General features: G+C 70.7%; 13 protein-coding genes and 1 pseudogene. 4 read left to right on the forward strand and 10 right to left on the reverse strand.

Translation table 11 applies throughout. The features are described 5' to 3' along the window. Positions 1–105 precede the first annotated feature (105 nt). The gene (locus MM440_RS05685; protein WP_241443283.1) at positions 106–2,505 is read left to right on the forward strand and encodes a putative bifunctional diguanylate cyclase/phosphodiesterase; all 2,400 of its coding nucleotides are present in this window, start codon (positions 106–108) and stop codon (positions 2,503–2,505) included. Positions 2,506–3,009: 504 nt separating this feature from the next. On the opposite strand, the gene lpdA is transcribed toward MM440_RS05685, so the two are convergent. Beyond that, positions 3,010–4,407, reverse strand: coding sequence for a dihydrolipoyl dehydrogenase (gene lpdA, locus MM440_RS05690; protein ID WP_241443285.1), 1,398 nt, complete (start codon positions 4,405–4,407; stop codon positions 3,010–3,012). 146 nt (positions 4,408–4,553) lie between these two features. Between lpdA and MM440_RS05695 the strand changes: the two genes are divergently transcribed. From MM440_RS05695 to MM440_RS05705, 3 genes are all read left to right on the forward strand, one after another. Next, positions 4,554–6,818, forward strand: a complete 2,265-nt coding sequence (locus MM440_RS05695) for a carbon starvation CstA family protein (RefSeq protein ID WP_241443287.1) — start codon at positions 4,554–4,556, stop codon at positions 6,816–6,818. Further along, positions 6,818–7,042 carry a YbdD/YjiX family protein gene (locus MM440_RS05700; RefSeq protein WP_241443289.1) on the forward strand — a complete coding sequence of 75 codons (225 nt, stop codon included), beginning with the start codon at positions 6,818–6,820 and terminating at the stop codon, positions 7,040–7,042. Before MM440_RS05695 ends, MM440_RS05700 begins: the two co-directional genes overlap by 1 nt. Positions 7,043–7,225: 183 nt before the next feature. Then, positions 7,226–8,203, forward strand: coding sequence for a glycosyltransferase family 2 protein (locus tag MM440_RS05705; protein ID WP_241443291.1), 978 nt, complete (start codon positions 7,226–7,228; stop codon positions 8,201–8,203). Here MM440_RS05705 and MM440_RS05710 read toward each other — a convergent pair. The 9 genes and pseudogenes from MM440_RS05710 to MM440_RS05750 all read right to left on the reverse strand — a co-directional run bounded on the left by MM440_RS05710 (position 8,151) and on the right by MM440_RS05750 (position 18,824). Next, positions 8,151–9,140 (reverse strand): hypothetical protein, encoded by a 990-nt coding sequence (locus MM440_RS05710; RefSeq protein WP_241443293.1) that lies wholly within the window; start codon positions 9,138–9,140, stop codon positions 8,151–8,153. The genes MM440_RS05705 and MM440_RS05710 overlap by 53 nt on opposite strands. 13 nt (positions 9,141–9,153) lie before the next feature. Continuing rightward, positions 9,154–9,579 (reverse strand): nucleoside-diphosphate kinase, encoded by a 426-nt coding sequence (ndk, locus tag MM440_RS05715; protein ID WP_241443294.1) that lies wholly within the window; start codon positions 9,577–9,579, stop codon positions 9,154–9,156. A gap of 9 nt (positions 9,580–9,588) precedes the next feature. Beyond that, positions 9,589–9,993: a DUF4233 domain-containing protein gene (locus tag MM440_RS05720; RefSeq protein ID WP_241443296.1), complete on the reverse strand. Its 405-nt coding sequence runs from the start codon at positions 9,991–9,993 to the stop codon at positions 9,589–9,591. After that, positions 9,990–11,326, reverse strand: a pseudogene (locus MM440_RS05725) (bifunctional folylpolyglutamate synthase/dihydrofolate synthase). Before MM440_RS05725 ends, MM440_RS05720 begins: the two are co-directional and overlap by 4 nt. Positions 11,327–11,442: 116 nt before the next feature. Next, positions 11,443–14,790, reverse strand: coding sequence for an isoleucine--tRNA ligase (gene ileS / locus MM440_RS05730; protein WP_241443298.1), 3,348 nt, complete (start codon positions 14,788–14,790; stop codon positions 11,443–11,445). Positions 14,791–15,127: 337 nt separating this feature from the next. After that, positions 15,128–15,301: a hypothetical protein gene (locus MM440_RS05735; protein WP_241443300.1), complete on the reverse strand. Its 174-nt coding sequence runs from the start codon at positions 15,299–15,301 to the stop codon at positions 15,128–15,130. A gap of 1 nt (position 15,302) precedes the next feature. After that, positions 15,303–15,908, reverse strand: coding sequence for a type IV toxin-antitoxin system AbiEi family antitoxin domain-containing protein (locus MM440_RS05740; protein ID WP_241443302.1), 606 nt, complete (start codon positions 15,906–15,908; stop codon positions 15,303–15,305). A 158-nt stretch (positions 15,909–16,066) separates the two neighbouring features. Continuing rightward, positions 16,067–17,398, reverse strand: coding sequence for a class I SAM-dependent methyltransferase (locus tag MM440_RS05745; protein ID WP_241443304.1), 1,332 nt, complete (start codon positions 17,396–17,398; stop codon positions 16,067–16,069). Between the two features lies 1 nt (position 17,399). Beyond that, positions 17,400–18,824 carry an FAD-binding oxidoreductase gene (locus MM440_RS05750; RefSeq protein WP_241443306.1) on the reverse strand — a complete coding sequence of 475 codons (1,425 nt, stop codon included), beginning with the start codon at positions 18,822–18,824 and terminating at the stop codon, positions 17,400–17,402. Positions 18,825–18,934 lie beyond the last annotated feature (110 nt).

Below are 18,934 nucleotides of genomic sequence, written 5' to 3' on the forward strand. Positions count from 1 at the left end.
CCCTCGACGGATGCCGACGAGTCGATCAATCCTCGCAATTGCAACACGTACGGTGACCTATGTAGTTCAATGAGTAGCGAGGTGTCACGACGAAGGGCAGTCAAGGTGAACACCACCGTGCTGGACCCGGCGACCCGAGGTCGCGCCCCTGCGCGCGCCCCCGCGCCCGGCCGGAAGGTGCCTGACGAGCCCCGCAATCGGTCGGAGGCGGCGATCGGTGGCTCCACCGTGCCGTTCCGGATCGCCACGGCGGTCAGCCTGCTCTGCGTGCCGGTTGTCCTCGCCCTCGCCACCCGGGCCGAGCCCAGCACCCTGGTCGCCAACAACCTCTATCTCGGCGCCGTGCTCGTCCTGCTGCTGCTCACCCTCTTCATGCCGAACCGGGTGCTGCTCGTCCTGCGCACCGGCATGGCCGAGACTCCGGAGGCGCTGCTCACCGCGCCGCTGCTGCTGATCGGTCCACGCTGGGGCTACATCGCAGCCGTCGCGTTCCTCTGCGGGGTCGTGTCGCTGCGGATGGGCACCAAGCGCATCGACGTGCTGTTCAACATCGCGCAGGGGGCCCTGTCCGCCGCCGCCGCGCTCCTGGTCTACCTCGCCGTGCTCGGACCGAGCACCTCGGAGGTGACCATGCGCACCGCGCTGGCCGCCCTGCTCGCGGTCTTCGTGCAGGACGGCGTCTCCGAGGTGCTCACCGACCTCGGTGTGTGGCTCGACGGCATGAACGCCTCGCTCCCCTCGCTCAACGAGATCTGGTGGCGTGCCTACGCGACCGTCTGCGGCGGCTGCGTCGCCATCGGCGCGGCAGCCCTCGCGATCACCCGCCCCGAGCTCACCGTCGTCGCGGTCATCCTGATGACCGTCTCGGTCGGCCACCAGACCGCGCTCACCCTGGAGTCCAACCAGCGCTGGCTCGCCGAGGCGCTCTACGAGGCCTCGGAGCGGATCCGGTCCGCCACCACGGCCGACGAGGTGCGCCCGATCCTCACCTCGGCCCTGGACCGGTTGTGGCGACGCAAGGACTGGCGCTACTCCGCCACGGTCGTCCCCGAGAGCCGCGGCTCGATCGTCTTCCCCCTCGGCACCGGCTCCATCGTGCTGCCGCGGGTCCCCCGTGGTGTCGCCGGCCCCCAGCTGCAGCAGGCGACCGCCACGCTCGCCCGGCTCGCCGACGAGACCGAGCGGGCTCTCGGCTTCCAGCGCGAGCTGGAGCTGCGCGCGACGCGCGACGAGCTCACCGGGCTCGGCAACCGCCAGCGACTCTGGGACCACCTCGACGCGCGCCTCCCCCGCACGTCCCCCCGGCTGCCCCTCGGCGTCCTGTCCATCGACGTAGACCGGTTCAAGGCGATCAACGACACCTACGGTCACGCGATCGGGGACGGCCTGCTGCGCCTGCTCGCCCAGCGCCTGCGCAGCCTGCTCGGCGCCCAGGACGAGGCCGTGCGCATGAGCGGCGACGAGTTCGTCGCCGTCCGCCAGCGCGCCGGCGACCGGTGCGAGCTGCAGCGCTTCGCCGTGCGCCTCGCCGACGCGCTCAGCCAGCCCTACCAGGTCGAGGGCACCGTCCTGAAGATCTCGGTGTCCGTCGGGGTGGCCCGGGTCGACCACCCGACCCCGCGCCCGACCGTCCTCGCCGCGTCGGACGCCGCCCTGGCGCGCGCCAAGTCCGAGGGCCGCGGCACCGTCGTGCTCGCCACCGAGGAGATCATCGAGGCGGCCCGCAAGCGGCTGCGCCTCGAGGCAGACCTGCGCGACGCCATCGCCCAGGGCGAGTTCACCCTGCACTACCAGCCCATCGTCGACACCGAGCACGGCTCGGTTGTCGCCGTCGAGGCGCTGCTGCGCTGGATCAAGGACGGCGAGGTGCAGATGCGCCCCGACGAGTTCGTCCCCTACGCCGAGGAGACCGGCCTGATCTCCTCGATCGGCGAGTGGGCGCTGCGCGAGGGCTGCACGCAGGTGCGCGAGTGGAACGCCCGGCACCGCCCGCTCAACCCGCTCCGCCTCTCGGTCAACGTCTCGACCGCCCACATCGCCCAGCCCAGCTTCTGCGACGACGTCGCCCGGCTGCTCGCCGAGACCGACTTCCCGCCCGAGCTGTTGATCATCGAGGTCACCGAGACCTTCGCCGGGCTCGACATCGACAAGTCCGCCGACATCGGCGCCGCGCTCCTGGCCCTCGGCGTCGACCTCTGGCTCGACGACTTCGGCACGGGCTACTCCTCGCTGGAGTACCTGCGCGCGCTGCCCGTCCAGGTGGTCAAGCTCGACCGCTCGTTCATCACCAGCCTCGGCAGCGACGCCACCACCCGCGAGTTCATCGCCTCGCTGGTGCAGCTGTGCCGCTCCATCGACCGCGAGCCCCTCGCCGAGGGCGTCGAGCGCCCCGAGCAGCGTGCCCTGCTGGCCGAGCTCGGCTGCACCCTGATGCAGGGCTACCACTTCGCCCGGCCCATGCCCCTGCACGAGCTCGACGCCTACGTCCGGGCCGCCTCCGCGTAGCCCACAACGGAGCGCCGGCGCCCGCGACCCCGCGCGCCCACGGGTTCGTGCGCGTATCCCCACCCCGCAAGCTCCAGGCATCCGGTAGACCACCCGCCCTACCAGGTCATCCGCGCACCCTCCCGAGAGACACCCAAGAAACCGAGAGACGCCGCCCTCCCGACCCTGCGCACCACACGGGTTCGTGCGCGTATCCCCACCCCGCAAGCTCCAGGCATCCGGTAGACCACCCGCCCTACCAGGTCATCCGCGCACCCTCCCGAGAGACACCCAAGAAACCGAGAGACGCCGCCCTCCCGACCCTGCGCACCACACGGGTTCGTGCGCGGATCCCCACCCCGCACGGTCGCGGCAGCGGGACCCGACGCGCAAGGGAGGGCGAACGACAACGGCCGGGATCGGTCCAGGGCCGTCAAGGAGCGTGCGACAGGCCCAGACCGATCCCGGCCGGTGTCGGTCGCCCGGAGCGGTGCGGCGCCGGGGACCCGACAGGGAGCGGGAGGATCAGAAGTTGATCATGTGCCCGTCGATGCCGTGCAGCGCCTCCTTCACGGCCTCGCCCAGGGTGGGGTGCGCGAAGACGACGCGGGAGAGCTCGGTGGCGGTGAGGTCCCAGGTCTGCGCGGCGTTGAGGACGGGGAGCAGCTCGGTGACGTCGGGGCCGATCATGGCGGCGCCGAGGATCTCGTTGTGCTTGGCGTCGGCGATGACCTTGACGAAGCCGACCGCCTCGCCGAGGCCCTGCGCCTTGCCGTTGGCGCTGAACGGGAAGGTGGAGGTCTTGACGTCGTAGCCGGCGTCCTTGGCCTGCTGCTCGGACAACCCCATCGAGCCGATCTGCGGCTGGCAGTAGGTGGCGCGCGGGATGAAGGCGTAGTCGATCGGCATGGTCTCGGCGCCCGCGATGGTCTCGGCGGCGACGATGCCCATGGCCTCGGCGACGTGGGCGAGCATCATCTTGGCGGTGACGTCGCCGATCGCGTAGACGTTGGGGACGTTGGTGCGCATGAAGTCGTCGATGGCGATGGCACCGCGGTCGGTCAGCTGCACGCCGATCGTGTCGAGGCCGAAGCCCTCGGTGCGCGGCGCGAAGCCGATGGCGGAGAGCAGCCGGTCGGCCTCGAGCACCTTCTGCTCGCCACCCTTGGCGGGGCTGACGGTGACCTTGACGCCGGAGCCGGTGTCCTCGACGGACTCGACCTTGGTGCCGAGCAGGACGTTGACGCCGAGCTTCTTGTACTGCTTGGCGAGCTCCTTGGACACGTCGGCGTCCTCGGTGGGGACCATCCGGTCGAGGAACTCGACGATGGTGACGTCGACGCCGAAGTTCTTCATCACGTAGGCGAACTCGACGCCGATGGCACCCGAGCCGGCGATGATGATGCTCTTGGGGAGGGTGTCGTCGAGGATCTGCTCCTCGTAGGTCACGACGTTGTCGGACACCTCGACGCCGGGCAGCATGCGGGTGACCGAGCCGGTGGCGATGATGAGGTTGTCGAAGGTGATCTCCTGCGTGGAGCCGTCGTCCTTGGCGACACTCATCGACGTGGGGCTGGTGATCGTGCCCCAGCCGTCGATCTCGGTGATCTTGTTCTTCTTCATCAGGAAGTGGACACCCTTGACGATGCCCGCGGAGACCTGGCGGCTGCGCTTGTGGGTGGGACCGTAGGCCATCGTGGCCTCGCCCTCGATGCCGAACTTCGCCTTCTCGTGCGTCAGCACATGGGACAGCTCGGCGTTACGCAGCAGCGCCTTGCTGGGGATGCACCCGACGTTGAGGCAGACACCACCCCAGTACTTCTTCTCCACGACGGCGACCTTCTTGCCGAGCTGTGCCGCCCGGATCGCCGCTACGTAACCACCCGGGCCGGCGCCCAGGACCACCACATCGAAGTCAGCCATGACGACAAGCCTAATGGGTTCGGCACGCGAAGGAACTCTGGTCACGATCCGGGCACAGGCAGGCGCCCCGACGGAGAGAACGGGCCCGGGAGGGCTACGGTCCGCCTTGTCCCTCTCAGTCCGCTCACCGTCCCACGAGGCCCGCCATGGCTGTCACCGATGACACCGTCCGCAAGCTCAGAACCGATCCCGACCGCCCACCGGTCGCCGTCGAGGAACCACCGACTAGCAGCACCGTCGACAAGGCGGTCTTCGCGCTGATCGCGATCGTGGCCGCCGTCGCCTGGGCGATGGTGGCGTTCGTGCGGGGCGAGCACGTCAACGCCGTGTGGCTCGTGCTCGCGGCCGTCGGCTCCTACATCATCGCGCTGCGCTTCTACGCGCGCCTGGTCGAGTACAAGCTGCTCGTCCCCCGCGACACCCGCGCCACCCCGGCGGAGGAGTTCTCGAACGGCAAGGACTTCATGCCGACCGACCGGCGCGTGCTGTTCGGTCACCACTTCGCCGCCATCGCCGGCGCCGGCCCGCTCGTCGGCCCGATCCTCGCCGCGCAGATGGGCTACCTGCCCGGCACGCTGTGGATCATCCTCGGCGTGATCTTCGCCGGCGCGGTCCAGGACTACATGGTCCTACACCTGTCGATCCGCCGTCGCGGCCGCAGCCTCGGCCAGATGGCCCGCGACGAGCTCGGCCCGATCGGTGGCTGGGCCGCCATCCTCGGCGTGCTGTCGATCATGATCATCATCATCGCGGTCCTCGGCATCGTGGTCATCGGTGCGCTCGCGGAGTCCCCGTGGGGGGTCTACTCCATCGCGATGACGATCCCGATCGCGCTGTTCATGGGCGTCTACCTGCGGTTCCTGCGACCGGGCAAGGTCACCGAGGTCTCGGTCATCGGTGTGGCCCTGCTGCTGTTCGCGGTCATCTCCGGCAACTGGGTGGGCCACTCCGCGTGGGGCGCCGAGCTGTTCACCCTCTCCCCCAAGGCGCTGGCGCTGTGGCTGTGCGCCTACGGCTTCGCCGCCTCGGTGCTGCCCGTGTGGCTGCTGCTCGCCCCGCGCGACTACCTGTCGACGTTCATGAAGGTCGGCACGATCATCGTGCTCGCGCTCGGCATCCTCATCACCGCGCCGACCGTGCAGATGCCGGCCCTGACGCAGTTCGGGCGCGACGGCACCGGCCCGGCCTTCGCCGGCCAGCTGTTCCCGTTCCTGTTCATCACCATCGCCTGCGGAGCCATCTCGGGGTTCCACGCGCTGATCTCCTCGGGGACCACCCCGAAGCTGATCGAGAAGGAGTCGCAGGCGCGCATCATCGGCTACGGCGGCATGCTCACCGAGTCGTTCGTCGCGATCATGGCGCTGGTCACCGCGTGCATCCTCGACCAGCACCTCTACTTCATCATGAACGCCCCGAAGGCCCTCACCGGCGGCACCCCCGAGAACGCCGTGGCGTGGGCCAACAAGCTCCCGCTCACGCTGCCCAACGGTGACCCCGTGCCGCCGCAGACCGCGGACTTCATCGCCAACGCCGCGACCTCGGTCGGTGAGAAGTCGATCGTCTCGCGCACCGGTGGCGCCCCGACGCTCGCGTTCGGCATGTCCGAGGTGATGTCCTTCTTCGGCGGCGCGTCGATGAAGGCGTTCTGGTACCACTTCGCCGTGATGTTCGAGGCACTGTTCATCCTCACCACGATCGACGCCGGCACCCGGGTCGCGCGCTTCATGTTCTCCGACGCGATCGGCAACATCCCCGGTCTCGGCCGGTTCAAGGACCCGTCCTGGCGCGTCGGCGCGTGGGTCTGCTCGGCGATCGTCGTCCTCGGCTGGGGCTCCATCCTGGTCATGGGCGTCACCGACCCGCTGGGCGGCATCAACACGCTGTTCCCGCTGTTCGGCATCGCCAACCAGCTGCTCGCCTGCATCGCGCTCACGGTGGTCTTCACGGTCGTGATCAAGCAGGGCAAGACCCGCTGGGCCTGGATCCCGGGCATCCCGCTGGCGTGGCTGCTCACGGTGACCCTGACCGCGTCCTTCCAGAAGATCTTCTCCAGCGTCCCCGCCATCGGCTACTGGGCCAACCACAACAAGTACGTCGCGGGCAAGGAGGCCGGCAAGATCATCGCCCCCGCCAAGACCATGGGCGAGATGGACGCCGTCATCCGCAACACCACCATCCAGACGATCCTGTCGGTGCTGTTCGCGGTGCTGGTCATCATCGTGGTCCTCGCGGCGCTCGCCGTCGTGGCCAAGGCGCTGCGCCTCGGTGGCCTGCCCACCTCGGAGAGCGAGGACGTCCCCAGCCGGATCTTCGCGCCGAGCGGCTTCGTTCCCACCGCCGCCGAGAAGGAGGTCCTGGCCGAGTGGAAGGAAGCCGGACTCGACCCGTCGCCGCAGGGCGTGCACCGCTGATGGTCCGCTCGGTCGGCTCCACGTCGGGCGCCGCGTCCGGTCTGCTCAAGGCCGGCCGCGCCGTCCGGTGGTACTGGCGCGGCATCACCGGTGCCGACGCCTACGAGCGCTACGCGGAGCACCTGCGTCGCGAGCACCCGGACCGGCCGGTGCCGTCGGAGAAGGAGTTCTGGAAGGCGAAGTACGCCGACCAGGAGCGCAACCCGACGACGCGCTGCTGCTGACCACCTCGTAGACCGGCCCCGCCCCTCCCCGGGCGGGGCCGGTCTCGCTGTGTGCGGGGGGTTCGCTGCGACGCCGTGTGAGCACGCAGCGCAGCCACCCTCCTCCGATCGGCGCAAAACGAGGACCCCTTCGAGCAGCGTCTGCAGGGCAGGTCTACGCTGGTCACCAGGGGGTAGAGCATCATGAATTCTTGGTCTGACGTCGTCATCGGGGTGCCCACCTATCGGCGGCCGGCGCTGCTGCGTGCGCTGCTGGAGAGCCTGGCGCCCGAGGCCGGTCCGCATCCCGTGACGGTGGTGGTGGCGGACAACGACGGTGACCCGGCCATCGCGGCCCTGGTCGCCGAGCTCGCGGACGAGCTCCGGCTCGACCTGCACTACCGCGCGGTGACCGAGCGCGGCATCTCCCAGGTGCGCAACCAGCTGATCCGCACGGCCACCGAGCTGGTGCCGACGTGGCGCTGGCTGGTGATGTACGACGACGACGGGACCCTCACGCCCGGCTGCCTCGAGCGGCTGCTCAGCCAGGGCGAGCAGATCGGCGCCGACATCGTCGGCGGCCGGGTGCTGCACGGGGTCGGCGAGCACGACCGGGCCATCGCGCGCGCCTACATGGCGGCGAGCCTGCGTCCGCGGGCCAACGGCCTGGTCGACATGATCAACGGCGCCCAGAACACCGCCCTCGGGCGACGGGTCGTCGACCTCGTCGGCGACCCGTGGTATCCCGACGACCACGGCCTCTCCGGCGGCGAGGACTACGCCTTCTTCGCCCGCGCCAAGGCGCTCGGCGCGCGCTTCGGCTGGGTCGACGACGCGGCGGTCAACGAGCCGATCCCCGCCGCCCGGCTCACCGACCGTGCGGTCCTGCACCGGGCCTTCGTCGAGAACGCCGCCAACGCCCTCACCGACTGCCAGCTGCACGGCCGCGGCGCTGCCGTGCAGCACCTGCTCGGCGACCTGCGCTGGCCGTTCGTGCACCTGGTCAGCGGGCTGCGGCACCACGACCACGACGTCATGGCCGACAGCATGGTCGGCATCGTCGGGCTCGCCGGACGCGCCACCGGGCTGGCCGGCGGTCGGTTCGAGCCCTACCGCGAGTGCTCGATCGTCACCGCACGACCCAGTAGCGCTCCGTCGACGGCAGGCCCCCTGGCTCACTGAGCGGCGGCTGCCCGTCGGTCAGCAGGGGCACCTGGCTGGCGTAGGCCGCGACGCGAGCCGCCTTGGCCCGCCGGTCGATCCCCAGCTCGCAGCGCCGCGCCTGCGCGCCGAGACGCTCCAGCAGCGCGGTCACGCTCTGGTCGCCGCGCCCGCCGAAGCGATACGGCACCTCCTCGTAGAACGCCACGCGCACCCCCTCGTGCGGCGAGCCCAGCAACGCCGTCGCCACCGTGTCGCGCACCCACACGTGGTCGCCGTTGGCCGACGGACCCCAGCTCGGGGTGGGCTGCCGCAGCACCACCCGCTCGGCCGTGCGGGCTGCCTTGCCGGCCACCCGTCGGCCCACCCGACCAGCCACCCGACCAGCCACGCGCGCGCCGCGGCGGGCCGTGGCGACCAGTCGGTCTACGAGGGTGGGGGTGGGGTGTTGCTGGGCCTGGGGCTGCACCTCGGGAGCGCTCTCGCCGGACGTCGCGGCAGCCGGCGGCACGGCCGCGCCCGCGCCGGCGGGCAGCAGCACCAGCGCGTCCGGGTGCGCGGCCACCCAGTCCTCGACCCACCGGGCCAGCCGCTCGCTGTCGCCGGGCGAGCGCTCGCCCGGGACGTACTGGCTGTCCAGCAGGTCGAGCCGGTGCCGCCGGTGCGGCGTGCCGGCGAAGGCCAGCTCGTCCTCGAGGAGCCGGGCGGTCATCGCCTCGTCGGAGTCGGCGAAACCGGCCTGCTCGTCCCAGGGCTGCGACTCGGCGACCGCGGGGCGGCCGGTGCAGACCGTCAGGACGTCGATGGCGCCCGTCGCGTCCGGGCCGTCCGGGCCATGCGGGCCGTCCGGGCGGCCGACGAAGGCCTCCGCAGACAGCACGACGTCGTCCAGGTGCGGCGAGATGGCCAGCACCGGGCGACGAGAGGTGAGGACCTCACGGGCGGTCTGGGCTGCCACGGGTCGACCCGCTCTACAGCTCGGGGAACCAGATCGCGAGCTCGCGCTCGGCCGACTCCGGGGAGTCCGACCCGTGCACGATGTTGGCCTGGACGGCGAGCCCCCAGTCGCGACCCAGGTCACCGCGGATCGAGCCGGGCGCGGCCTTGGTCGGGTCGGTGGCGCCCGCGAGGGAGCGGAAGCCCTCGATGCAGCGCTCGCCCTCGATGGCGACCGCGACGACCCGACCGGAGCACATGAACTCCACGAGCGGTCCGAAGAACGGCTTGCCCTCGTGCTCGGCGTAGTGCCGGTGCAGCATGTCGGTCGTCGGCGTGAGGATCTGCAGCGCGACCAGGCGGTAGCCCTTGGCCTCGATGCGGCGCAGCACCTCTCCGGTGAGGCCGCGCGAGTAGCCGTCGGGCTTGACGAGGACCAGCGAGCGTTCGGTAGCAGTCATGGTGCCAGCCTATCGGGGGGCCGGCGGCTCGGTCCGGCGGTCCCCACGTTCGGCGAGGTCGTCGATCCGTCGGCCCTGGAACATCGCGGTGAGCCAGAGGCTGCCGAAGATGATGACCACCCCGAGCATCATCGGCACGACCAGCGCGTAGGTCAGGCCGAGCAGCTGCACGACCCAGCCGAGCGTCACGCCCCACGGCCGCCGCAGCGTCCCGGCCGCGACCAGCGCCAGGACCGCGAGCGCGATGCCGAGCCACAGCCAGGTCATCGCCATCTGGTGCCCTTCGGCGGCGGCGATCCCCCGGGCGAGGGTGGCGGCGAACAGGATGATGATCGACTCGGAGCCGACGACCGCCGCCAGCATGATGCGGGTCAGCCGGCGCGGCACGCCGTAGACCAGGAGGCCTGGCGTCATGCGCCGGTCACCCCGAGGAGCATCCGGACCTCGGCCGCCATGGTGATGGACCCGGTGGCGACGACGCCGGCGCCGGCGCCCCCGGCGATCGCGTCGGCCTCGGCCAGCTCGGCGGCCTTCTCGAGGGCGTCGGGCAGGTTGTCGACCACGGTCACCCGGTCCTCGCCGAAGATGTCGGCCGCGAGCTCACCGAGCTCGGCGGGCTTCATGGCGCGCGGGCTCGTGGTGCGGGTGACGACGATCTCGTCGAACGCCGGCTCGAGCTCCTCAAGGATGCCCGCCGCGTCCTTGTCCACGAAGATCGCCACCACCCCGACCAGCCGGGTGAAGGTGAACGCGTCGGACAGGGCCGCGCGCAGCGCCCGGGCGCCGTGCGGGTTGTGCGCCGCGTCGACGATGACCGTCGGTGAGCGGCGGACGATCTCGAGGCGGCCCGGGCTCGAGGCGGCGGCGAACGCCGCGCGCACGACGTCGGGGTCGAGCCGCTGCTCCCCTCCCCGAGGAACGCCTCGACGGCCGCCAGGGCGAGCGCGGCGTTGTGCGCCTGGTGCTCGCCGAAGAGCGGGAGCAGGACGTCGTCGTAATCCCCGGCGAGGCCCCGCAGGGTGAGCAGCTGGCCCCCGACGGCGACCTCGCGGCTCACCACCCCGAACTCCTCGTCCTCGACCGCGAGACGGGCACCCACCTCGGCGGCACGCTCTACGAGCAGGTCGGAGACGACCGGCTCCTGGGCCGCGCTGACGGTGATGGCACCGGGCTTGATGATGCCGGACTTCTCGGAGGTGATCTGCTCGACCGTGGAGCCGAGCAGGCGGGTGTGGTCGATGCTGATGGGCGTCACGACACTGACCTGGCCGTCCGCGACGTTGGTCGCGTCCCAGCGACCGCCGAGGCCGACCTCGACGACGGCGACGTCGACAGGGGCGTCGGCGAACGCGGCGTAGGCGACGCACACGAGCACCTCGAAGTAGGACAGCCGCGGCTGCCCGCGGTCCTGCCAGGCCCGGTCGACCATCTCGACGAACGGCAGCACGTCGTCGTAGGCGGCGATGAACCGCTCGGGCGAGATCGGCTCCCCGCCGATGACGATGCGCTCCCGCATGTCGTGCAGGTGCGGCGAGGTGAATCGCCCTGTGTTCAGGCCGTGCTCGCGCAGGAGCAGCTCGATCAGGCGCGTCGTCGTGGTCTTGCCGTTGGTGCCCGTGAGGTGCACCACGGGGTAGCTGCGCTGCGGGTCGCCGAGCAGGGTCATGACCTCCTGGACCCGCTCGAGCGTGGGCACGGCGTCGCTCTCGGGGTTGCGGGCCAAGATGGCCTGCTCGATCTCGCGCATCCGCTTGGTCTCCTCCAGGCGCTCCGCGGCCTCGCGCCGCGCCGCGTCCGGGGAGCCGGAGCGGGCCACGCGGGCCCGCCCCGTGCGCAGGGCCTCGTCGTCGATACCGGGGTTCATCACACCTTCTCCACTCGGATGCGGGCGACGAGGGCGTCGCCCACGTCGACCTGGGCCACGCCGTCGCCGGCCGGCAGCGCGTCCAGGGTGGGCGCGGAGCCGAACTGGGTCGCGAGCGTCTCCTCGACCAGCAGGTTGCGGTGGTCGACCGTCGCTGCGAAGACGTCCTCAGCACCGGTGATGGTCAACGAGATCCGGTCGGTGACGTCCAGGCCCGCGTCGCGGCGCGCCTGCTGCACGGCCCGGACGAGGTCGCGCGCGACCCCCTCGCGGTAGAGCTCGTCGGTCACCTCGGTGTCGAGCACGAGGAAGCCGCCGCCCGGCAGCATGGCCGTCGCCTGGCTGTCACCCTCGGCGTCGTCGGCCACCACCGTGACGAGGGTGTACTCGTTCTGCTCCAGCGGGACTCCGGCGCAGACGACCGAGCCGTCCTCGGCCACCGACCAGTCCCCGGTCTTGGACCCCTTGATGACCTGCTGCACCTGCTTGCCGAGGCGCGGACCGGCGGCGCGCGCGTTGACGGTGAGGCGGTGGGTCACCCCGAAGTCGGCCTCGCTGACCTCGCTGACGTCCCGCAGCACGACCTCGCGCAGGTTGACCTCGTCGCGGATGATCCCGACGAACGGCTCGAGCGCAGAGGCGTTCTCGGTGACGACCGTCAGCGACTTGAGCGGCTGACGGACCCGCAGCTTCTCGGCCTTGCGCAGCGACGAGGCGACCGAGCAGATCTCGCGGGCGCGGTCCATCGACGCCACGAGGGCGTGGTCGGCCGGCAGCTCGGCGGCGTCCGGCCAGTCGGTGAGGTGCACCGAGCGACCGCCGGTCAGGCCGCGCCAGATCTCTTCGGTGACGAGCGGCAGCAGCGGCGACGCGACCCGGGTCACCGTCTCCAGCGTCGTGTAGAGCGTGTCGAACGCCTGCTTGGCCGTCTCCTTGGCCTGGTCGGAGCCGGTGTCCCAGAAGCGCTCTCGGCTGCGCCGGATGTACCAGTTGGTCAGCACGTCGAGGAAGGAGCGCAGCGAGTCGCACGCCGACGCGATGTCGTAGGCGTCGAGCTGGCGCTGGGTGTCCTCGACGAACTCGCGCAGCTTGGCCAGGAGGTACTGGTCCAGCACGTCCTTGGACGCCGTGGAGGTCTTCGCCTCGTAGCCCGCACCGCCATCAAAAGCGTTGGCGTACAACGAGAAGAAGTACCACGCGTTCCAGAGCGGGATGATCACCTGGCGCACACCGTCGCGGATGCCCTGCTCGGTGACGATGAGGTTGCCGCCGCGCAGGATGGGGCTGCTCATGAGGAACCAGCGCATGGCGTCGGCACCGTCGCGCTCGAACACGTCGCGCACGTCCGGGTAGTTGCGCAGCGACTTCGACATCTTCTGCCCGTCGTTGCCGAGGACGATGCCGTGGCTGACGCAGCTCGAGAACGCCGGCCGGTCGAACAGCGCGGTCGCCATGATGTGCATGGTGTAGAACCACCCACGCGTCTGCCCGATGTACTCGACGATGAAGTCGCCCGGGAAGTGGTGCTCGAACCACTCGGCGTTCTCGAACGGGTAGTGCACCTGGGCGAAGCTCATCGACCCCGACTCGAACCAGCAGTCGAGCACGTCGGTGACCCGCCGCATCGTCGACTTCCCCGTCGGGTCATCGGGATTCGGGCGGGTGAGCTCGTCGATGTAGGGACGGTGCAGGTCGGTGACCTTGACCCCGAAGTCGGCCTCGAGCTCGGCGAACGAGCCGTAGACGTCGATGCGCGGGTAGGTGGGGTCGTCGGACTTCCACACCGGGATCGGGCTGCCCCAGAAGCGGTTTCGCGAGATCGACCAGTCGCGCGTGTTCTCCAGCCACTTGCCGAACTGCCCGTGCTTGATGTGCTCGGGCACCCAGGTGATCTCGTCGTTGAGCTCGAGCATGCGGTCACGGATCTTTGTCGTGGACACGAACCAGCTCGACACCCCCTTGTAGATCAGCGGCTGCCGGCACCGCCAGCAGTGCGGGTAGGAGTGGTCGTAGGTCTCGTGGCGCAGCAGCACGGTGCCGTCGGTGACCGAACCGTGCTCTGCCGCACCGCGGGTCGCGGCCTTGAGATCGTCGATGACGTGGGCGTTGGCGTCGAAGACCAGCATCCCGGCGTACTCGTCGACGGGCGCGGTGAACCGCCCGTCGGCGCCGACGGGCATGACCGCCTCGATGCCCTCGCGGTCGGTGACGACCTTGTCGTCCTCACCAAACGCGCCTGCGGTGTGGACCAGCCCGGTGCCGTCGGTGGTCGTGACGAACTCCGCCTCGACGACGCGGAAGGCGTTGTCGTGGCCGAGGTAGTAGGCGAACGGCGGGGTGTAGGTGCGACCCACCAGGTCGGCGCCCTTGAGCCGCTCGACGACCCGGCTCGCGACGTCGGCCTTGGCGTCGCCGAACAGCTCGCGGGCGTAGTGCTGCAGGCGGGACTCGCCGAGGATGTAGCGCTCGGTGCGACCCGTGGGGAGGTCGGACTCGACGACGACGTAGTCGAGGTCGCCGCCCACCATCACCGCGAGGTTGGCGGGGAGGGTCCACGGCGTCGTCGTCCAGATCAGGGCGAGCTCGCCCGTCTCGAGCCGGAACCCGACCGTCACGGCGGGGTCCTGACGCATCTGGTAGACGTCGTCGTCCATCCGCAGCTCGTGGTTGGACAGCGGCGTCTCGTCGTTCCAGCAGTACGGCAGGACGCGGAAGCCCTCGTAGGCGAGCCCCTTGTCGTGGAGCTGCTTGAACGCCCACATGACCGACTCCATGTATTCGGGGTTCAGCGTCTTGTAGTCGTTCTCGAAGTCGACCCAGCGCGCCTGCCGCGTCACGTAGTCGCGCCACTCGTCGGTGTAGCGCAGGACGGACTCGCGGCACGCGTCGTTGAACGCCGCGAGCCCGAGCTCGTGGATCTCCTCGGTGGTCTTGATGCCGAGCTGGCTCATCGCCTCGAGCTCGGCGGGCAGGCCGTGGGTGTCCCAGCCGAAGCGTCGCTCGACCCGCTTGCCGCGCAGCGTCTGGTAGCGCGGCACCACGTCCTTGACGTAGCCCGTGAGCAGGTGGCCGTAGTGCGGCAGGCCGTTGGCGAAGGGCGGCCCGTCGTAGAACACGAACTCGTTGCTGCCGTTCTCGCCGGCGTCGCGGGCGTCCACCGAGGCCTGAAAGGTGCCGTCCTCGGCCCAGTAACGCAGGATGCGCTCCTCGATCTCCGGGAAGCGCGGGCTGGACGGGACGCCGGTGACGGTGGGCCCGTCGGTAGCGGTGGCGTCGGTGGCGTCGGTCGCCGACGTGTCGGCGGCGGAGGCGGCACGTGCTGCGGTGTCGACCCGGGGGTAGGACATGGAAGCTGCTCCAGAGGGTGTCGCGGGCGGTGCGGGTGGTCGTCGGCCGAAGCCGCGTCGTCTGCGAGGACGGTGCGCCGTGACGCACCGCGGTACCACCCCGCTTGCCGTGGCCCGCCCCCACCGGTGCGCGGGAGGTCTACGACCGCTCTGGTCAAGGCTGTGACGGGCCCACCCGTCCGGGTCTAGTGAGCGCGCTCGCGCCGTTCTTCCGGAGGCTCGCCGTTGATCGCGGCTCGAACGCCTGTGCATCCAGTCTAGCCGCACCTGTCCACCCGCCCTGACCAGGACAGTGGCAGTCTGCTGGTCACATCTGACGTGCAGACCGCCACCATCGTCACGGCTCGACGACGCAGGACGCCGAGCATGGGCGAGGTCGGCCGTGCCACCCGCGCGAGCGCAGGGCCTGGACCACCTGACGCGCCACCCGGCAAGGGGTCTCGGCGACCTGCAGCCACCCGTAGCGCAGGGTCAGCCACGCGGACACCGCCGCCGCGTTGTCCAGGTCCATGTCACGAAAGGCCGCCACCCCGGAGTGGAACGCCCGGCCGTCGTGCTCGATGAGGATCTTGAGCTCGGGGTAGGCACCGTCGGACGGGTGCGTCGACCCGGGCGCGACGAACTGACGCACCGAGGGCGGCAGCCGGTGCGGCCGCCTGGTCGCGGAGCGCCACGACGTCGAGCACGGTGTCCTCCATGGCGGTTCGCCTAGGCGTGAGGGGTCGAGGGCCGAGCCGGTGCCCTGGCGTGACGCGCACGAACGACCAGCCGGTGACCGGGGCGAGGCGCCGGCCGGGGACGTGCAGGGTCACCCCATGCGGCTCACGGTCTACCAAGCCGTCGAGGTGGGCCGCGGTCAGCCCGCTGGCCACGGCTCTCGGCCCGGCGTGCAGCAACCCGGCCTCGACCCGCACCGCGTGGCTCAGCCGTGCCGGCGCGGTCTCGGGCCGGGCGTCGAGGCAGTAGATCCCGGGGATCACCGTCGCCCACTCCCCCGCCATCCGCGCCACCACGGTCGGCGCAAGGCCGGCCTGCAGGAGCTCGGTGCGCGAGAGCACGCCGGACCGCTCGAGCGCACGCGCCCTCAGGTGCGGCGGCAGGTCCTGGCGGCTTCCCACGCCACGATCATGCGTTTGATCGCGTTTGCGTGCAGTGAGGGGTGTGGATAACTGCCGCTTCGTCTAAGTCCCGCACGACGGTGGCAGCCTGCTGGTCACATCCGACGTGCAGACCGCCACTGTCTTCGGCCGGCGCCCGGGCGGCGAGACGCGGCGGGCTACGACACCGACGGGGACGGGTCCCAGTCGGGGCGCCAGGGGTAGCTGCTCTGGCCCTCGGGGCCGACCTTGGTGGCCAGCACCTGGTGCAGCTGCAGCCAGTTGGCCTCGAAGGAGAACTGCGAGCCGGCCATGTAGAGGCCCCACACCTTGGCGGTGCCCTCGCCGGCCTCGTCGACGCAGAAGTCCCAGCTGTCCTGGAGGTTCTGACACCAGGCGGCCAACGTCTTGGCGTAGTGCAGGCGCAGGTTCTCGTCGTGCTGCACCTCGAAGCCCGCGTCGTGGCAGGCCCCGATCACCTGGGACGGCGACCCGAGCTCGCCGTCGGGGAAGACGTAGCGATCGGTGAACGGCTCGGGCCGTGCTCCCGCCTTGTTGTCGGCGCGGGTGATGCAGTGGTTGAGCAGTCGGCCACCCTCGGCCAGCTTGCCGTGCAGATAGCCGAAGTAGGCCGGGTAGTTGCGCACCCCGATGTGCTCGGTCAGCCCGATCGAACTGATGGCGTCGAAGTCGGCCTCGGGTACGTCGCGGTAGTCCAGGTGCCGCACCTCGGCGTGGTCGGAGAGCCCGTCGCGCTCGATGGCGGCCGACGCCCAGCTGGCCTGCTCCTTGGACAGGGTCACCCCGATGGCAGTGACGCCGTAGTGCTTCACGGCGTGCCGGACCATGCCGCCCCAGCCGCAGCCCACGTCGAGCAGTCGCATGCCCGGCTTGAGGGCGAGCTTCTGCGCGACGAGGTCGAACTTGCGCTCCTGCGCCTGCTCGAGGGTGTCCGCGTCGCTGGCGTAGACCGCGCACGTGTAGGCCATCGACGGGCCAAGGACCTTCTCGTAGAACGCGTTCGACACGTCGTAGTGGTGGCTGATCGCCCGCGCGGCGCGCAGCTTGGACGTCGCGGGGACCTTGGTCTCGAGCCGGCGACGCCACCGGGCCGGCGCCTCCTGGGCGGGCAGCGGAGGTGTGCGCAGCTTGTGCAGCTCGAATCCCTTGGCCAGGTCAGCGATCTCGCGCGCCTTGGGGCGTCGGGTGGAGACTCCGGACTTGAGCAGCTGGAACGCCTGATAGGGGTTCCCGGGGTGGATCCCGTACACCTCGAGGTCGCCCATGAGGTAGGCGCGGGCGATGCCGAGGTCGCCCGGCGCGGTCAGCAGGTAGTCCAGCCCGCGGCGGTTCTTGACCTCGATGCGGACGGGTGAGTCCTGCGGGCCGACGTCGGTGCCGTCGAACGCGGTGATCCGCATGGGCAGCTCGCCCGTGGTCACCGTGTGGATGAGATCGCCCAGCGTCGCGGGGTGTCCGTCACCGGTCCCGTGAAACCGCAGCTCGACCATGTCAGTTCGCCACCTTGTCGTAGAGATGTGTCAGACGTTGCGTCGGGTCGTAGCGCTCCCGCACCGCGTCGAGCGCCGCTGTGCCGTAGAGCCGGTCGAAGGTCGCCCGGTCGTAGTAGACGTCGGAGTAGAGGGACTTGTGACCGTCCAGCTCGCTCACCCTGGCCTCGATGGCGCGGTTGACGTCTCCGTCGCTGCGCCTGGGCTCGATGGCGACGGTCCCCCAGAACCCGACGTTGACGTAGACCTCCCCCGGCACCAACGGGTAGAGCGGCCACGAGCGCGCCGAGCCGGGACCGGCCGGCTCACGAAGCCGCAACGGGCACAACCAGATCGGCGTCATCGGGACGTTGTCGAGATACCAGTCGACGAACTCCACGAGACGACCCAGCGGCACCTCGACGTCCTGCACGACACGCTCCCGGTCGGGGAGCCCGCGCCGCCGGTCGATGCCTGCAGCGATGTGAAACCTGTTCTCCAGACCCACGATCCGGTGGTAGACATCGCTGCGGCGCAGCGATCGGGGCCACAGTCTGCGGATGCGCGGGTCCTGCACGCCGAAGGCCGAGGAGCACCAGAACCAGTCGGTGTCCCACCGCCAGAGGTAGTCGTGGGCGGTGAGCCGATCGGTCGCCCGGTCGCGCAAGGACTGGTAGTAGATGCCGTCGACGTAGTCGCTCGGCGTGGCGGATCCTGTTGGGGCGCCGTCGATCCCGTCGAAGGTGGCGAGGACCAGCACCGCGTCGCCCGGGCCGAAGACGACTCCGTCGAGACCATCGACCCGCACGCCGTCGTGGGCGCCGGTGCGGCACACCGCGTCGACGACCTCGGCGAGCTCGCCCAGGTCGGTGAACCGCAGGTTGCGGGTCGAGACGTGAGTCCCGATGGGCTGCAACGCGATCCGCAGCCGCACGGCATAGCCGAGGGAGCCGTAGGAGTTCGGGAACGCGTCGAAGAGGTCGGCGTGCGGCCCCTCGGGATCGGCCGTGACGATCTCGCCCGAGCCGGTCAGCACGTCCATCTCGAGCACCGACTCGTGCGGCAGCCCGTTGCGGAAGGACGTGGCCTCGATGCCGAGACCGGTGACCGCACCGCCGAGGGTGATGGTCCGCAGCTGGGGGACGACGAGCGGCATCAGCCCGTAGGCGAGGGTGACGTCGACGAGGGTCTCGTAGGTGCACATGCCCTGGACGTCGGCCGTGCGGGCTACCGGGTCGACGCTGATCACGCCGGCGAGGCCGCTGACGTCCAGACCACGCTGCGCGCGGTCGCGCGGCCGGAACAGGTTGGACGTGGCCTTCGCGAGGCGCACCGGGCCCTCGGGCGACAGCTCGCGCCAGGACCGGAGCAGCTGGTAGACGCCCTGCTCGTGGGCAGCCGCGCCGATCGGCCCCACAGCCTTCGCTCGACCGGCCTTGCGCAGCACGACTCTCCCCTTGTCTCCACCCGCCGCGGGTGGACCCTTGCACGCTATTCCAGCACCAGCGGTTGTCGTCAACCCGACCGCGTGGGTCGAGGCCGGCCCTCAGCGGGCTC

It is taken from the genome of Arsenicicoccus piscis (genome assembly GCF_022568835.1).
In the GTDB taxonomy this organism is placed as follows: Bacteria; Actinomycetota; Actinomycetes; order Actinomycetales; family Dermatophilaceae; genus Arsenicicoccus; species Arsenicicoccus piscis.

Bases quoted from the DNA above. Each gene is read 5' to 3' on its own strand.
- lpdA (WP_241443285.1), bottom strand. From the start codon at position 4,407: ATGGCTGACTTCGATGTGGTGGTCCTGGGCGCCGGCCCGGGTGGTTAC.
- MM440_RS05695 (WP_241443287.1), top strand. From the start codon at position 4,554: ATGGCTGTCACCGATGACACCGTCCGCAAGCTCAGAACCGATCCCGAC.
- MM440_RS05700 (WP_241443289.1), top strand. From the start codon at position 6,818: ATGGTCCGCTCGGTCGGCTCCACGTCGGGCGCCGCGTCCGGTCTGCTC.
- MM440_RS05705 (WP_241443291.1), top strand. From the start codon at position 7,226: ATGAATTCTTGGTCTGACGTCGTCATCGGGGTGCCCACCTATCGGCGG.
- ndk (WP_241443294.1), bottom strand. From the start codon at position 9,579: ATGACTGCTACCGAACGCTCGCTGGTCCTCGTCAAGCCCGACGGCTAC.
- MM440_RS05720 (WP_241443296.1), bottom strand. From the start codon at position 9,993: ATGACGCCAGGCCTCCTGGTCTACGGCGTGCCGCGCCGGCTGACCCGC.
- ileS (WP_241443298.1), bottom strand. From the start codon at position 14,790: ATGTCCTACCCCCGGGTCGACACCGCAGCACGTGCCGCCTCCGCCGCC.
- MM440_RS05735 (WP_241443300.1), bottom strand. From the start codon at position 15,301: ATGGACCTGGACAACGCGGCGGCGGTGTCCGCGTGGCTGACCCTGCGC.
- MM440_RS05745 (WP_241443304.1), bottom strand. From the start codon at position 17,398: ATGGTCGAGCTGCGGTTTCACGGGACCGGTGACGGACACCCCGCGACG.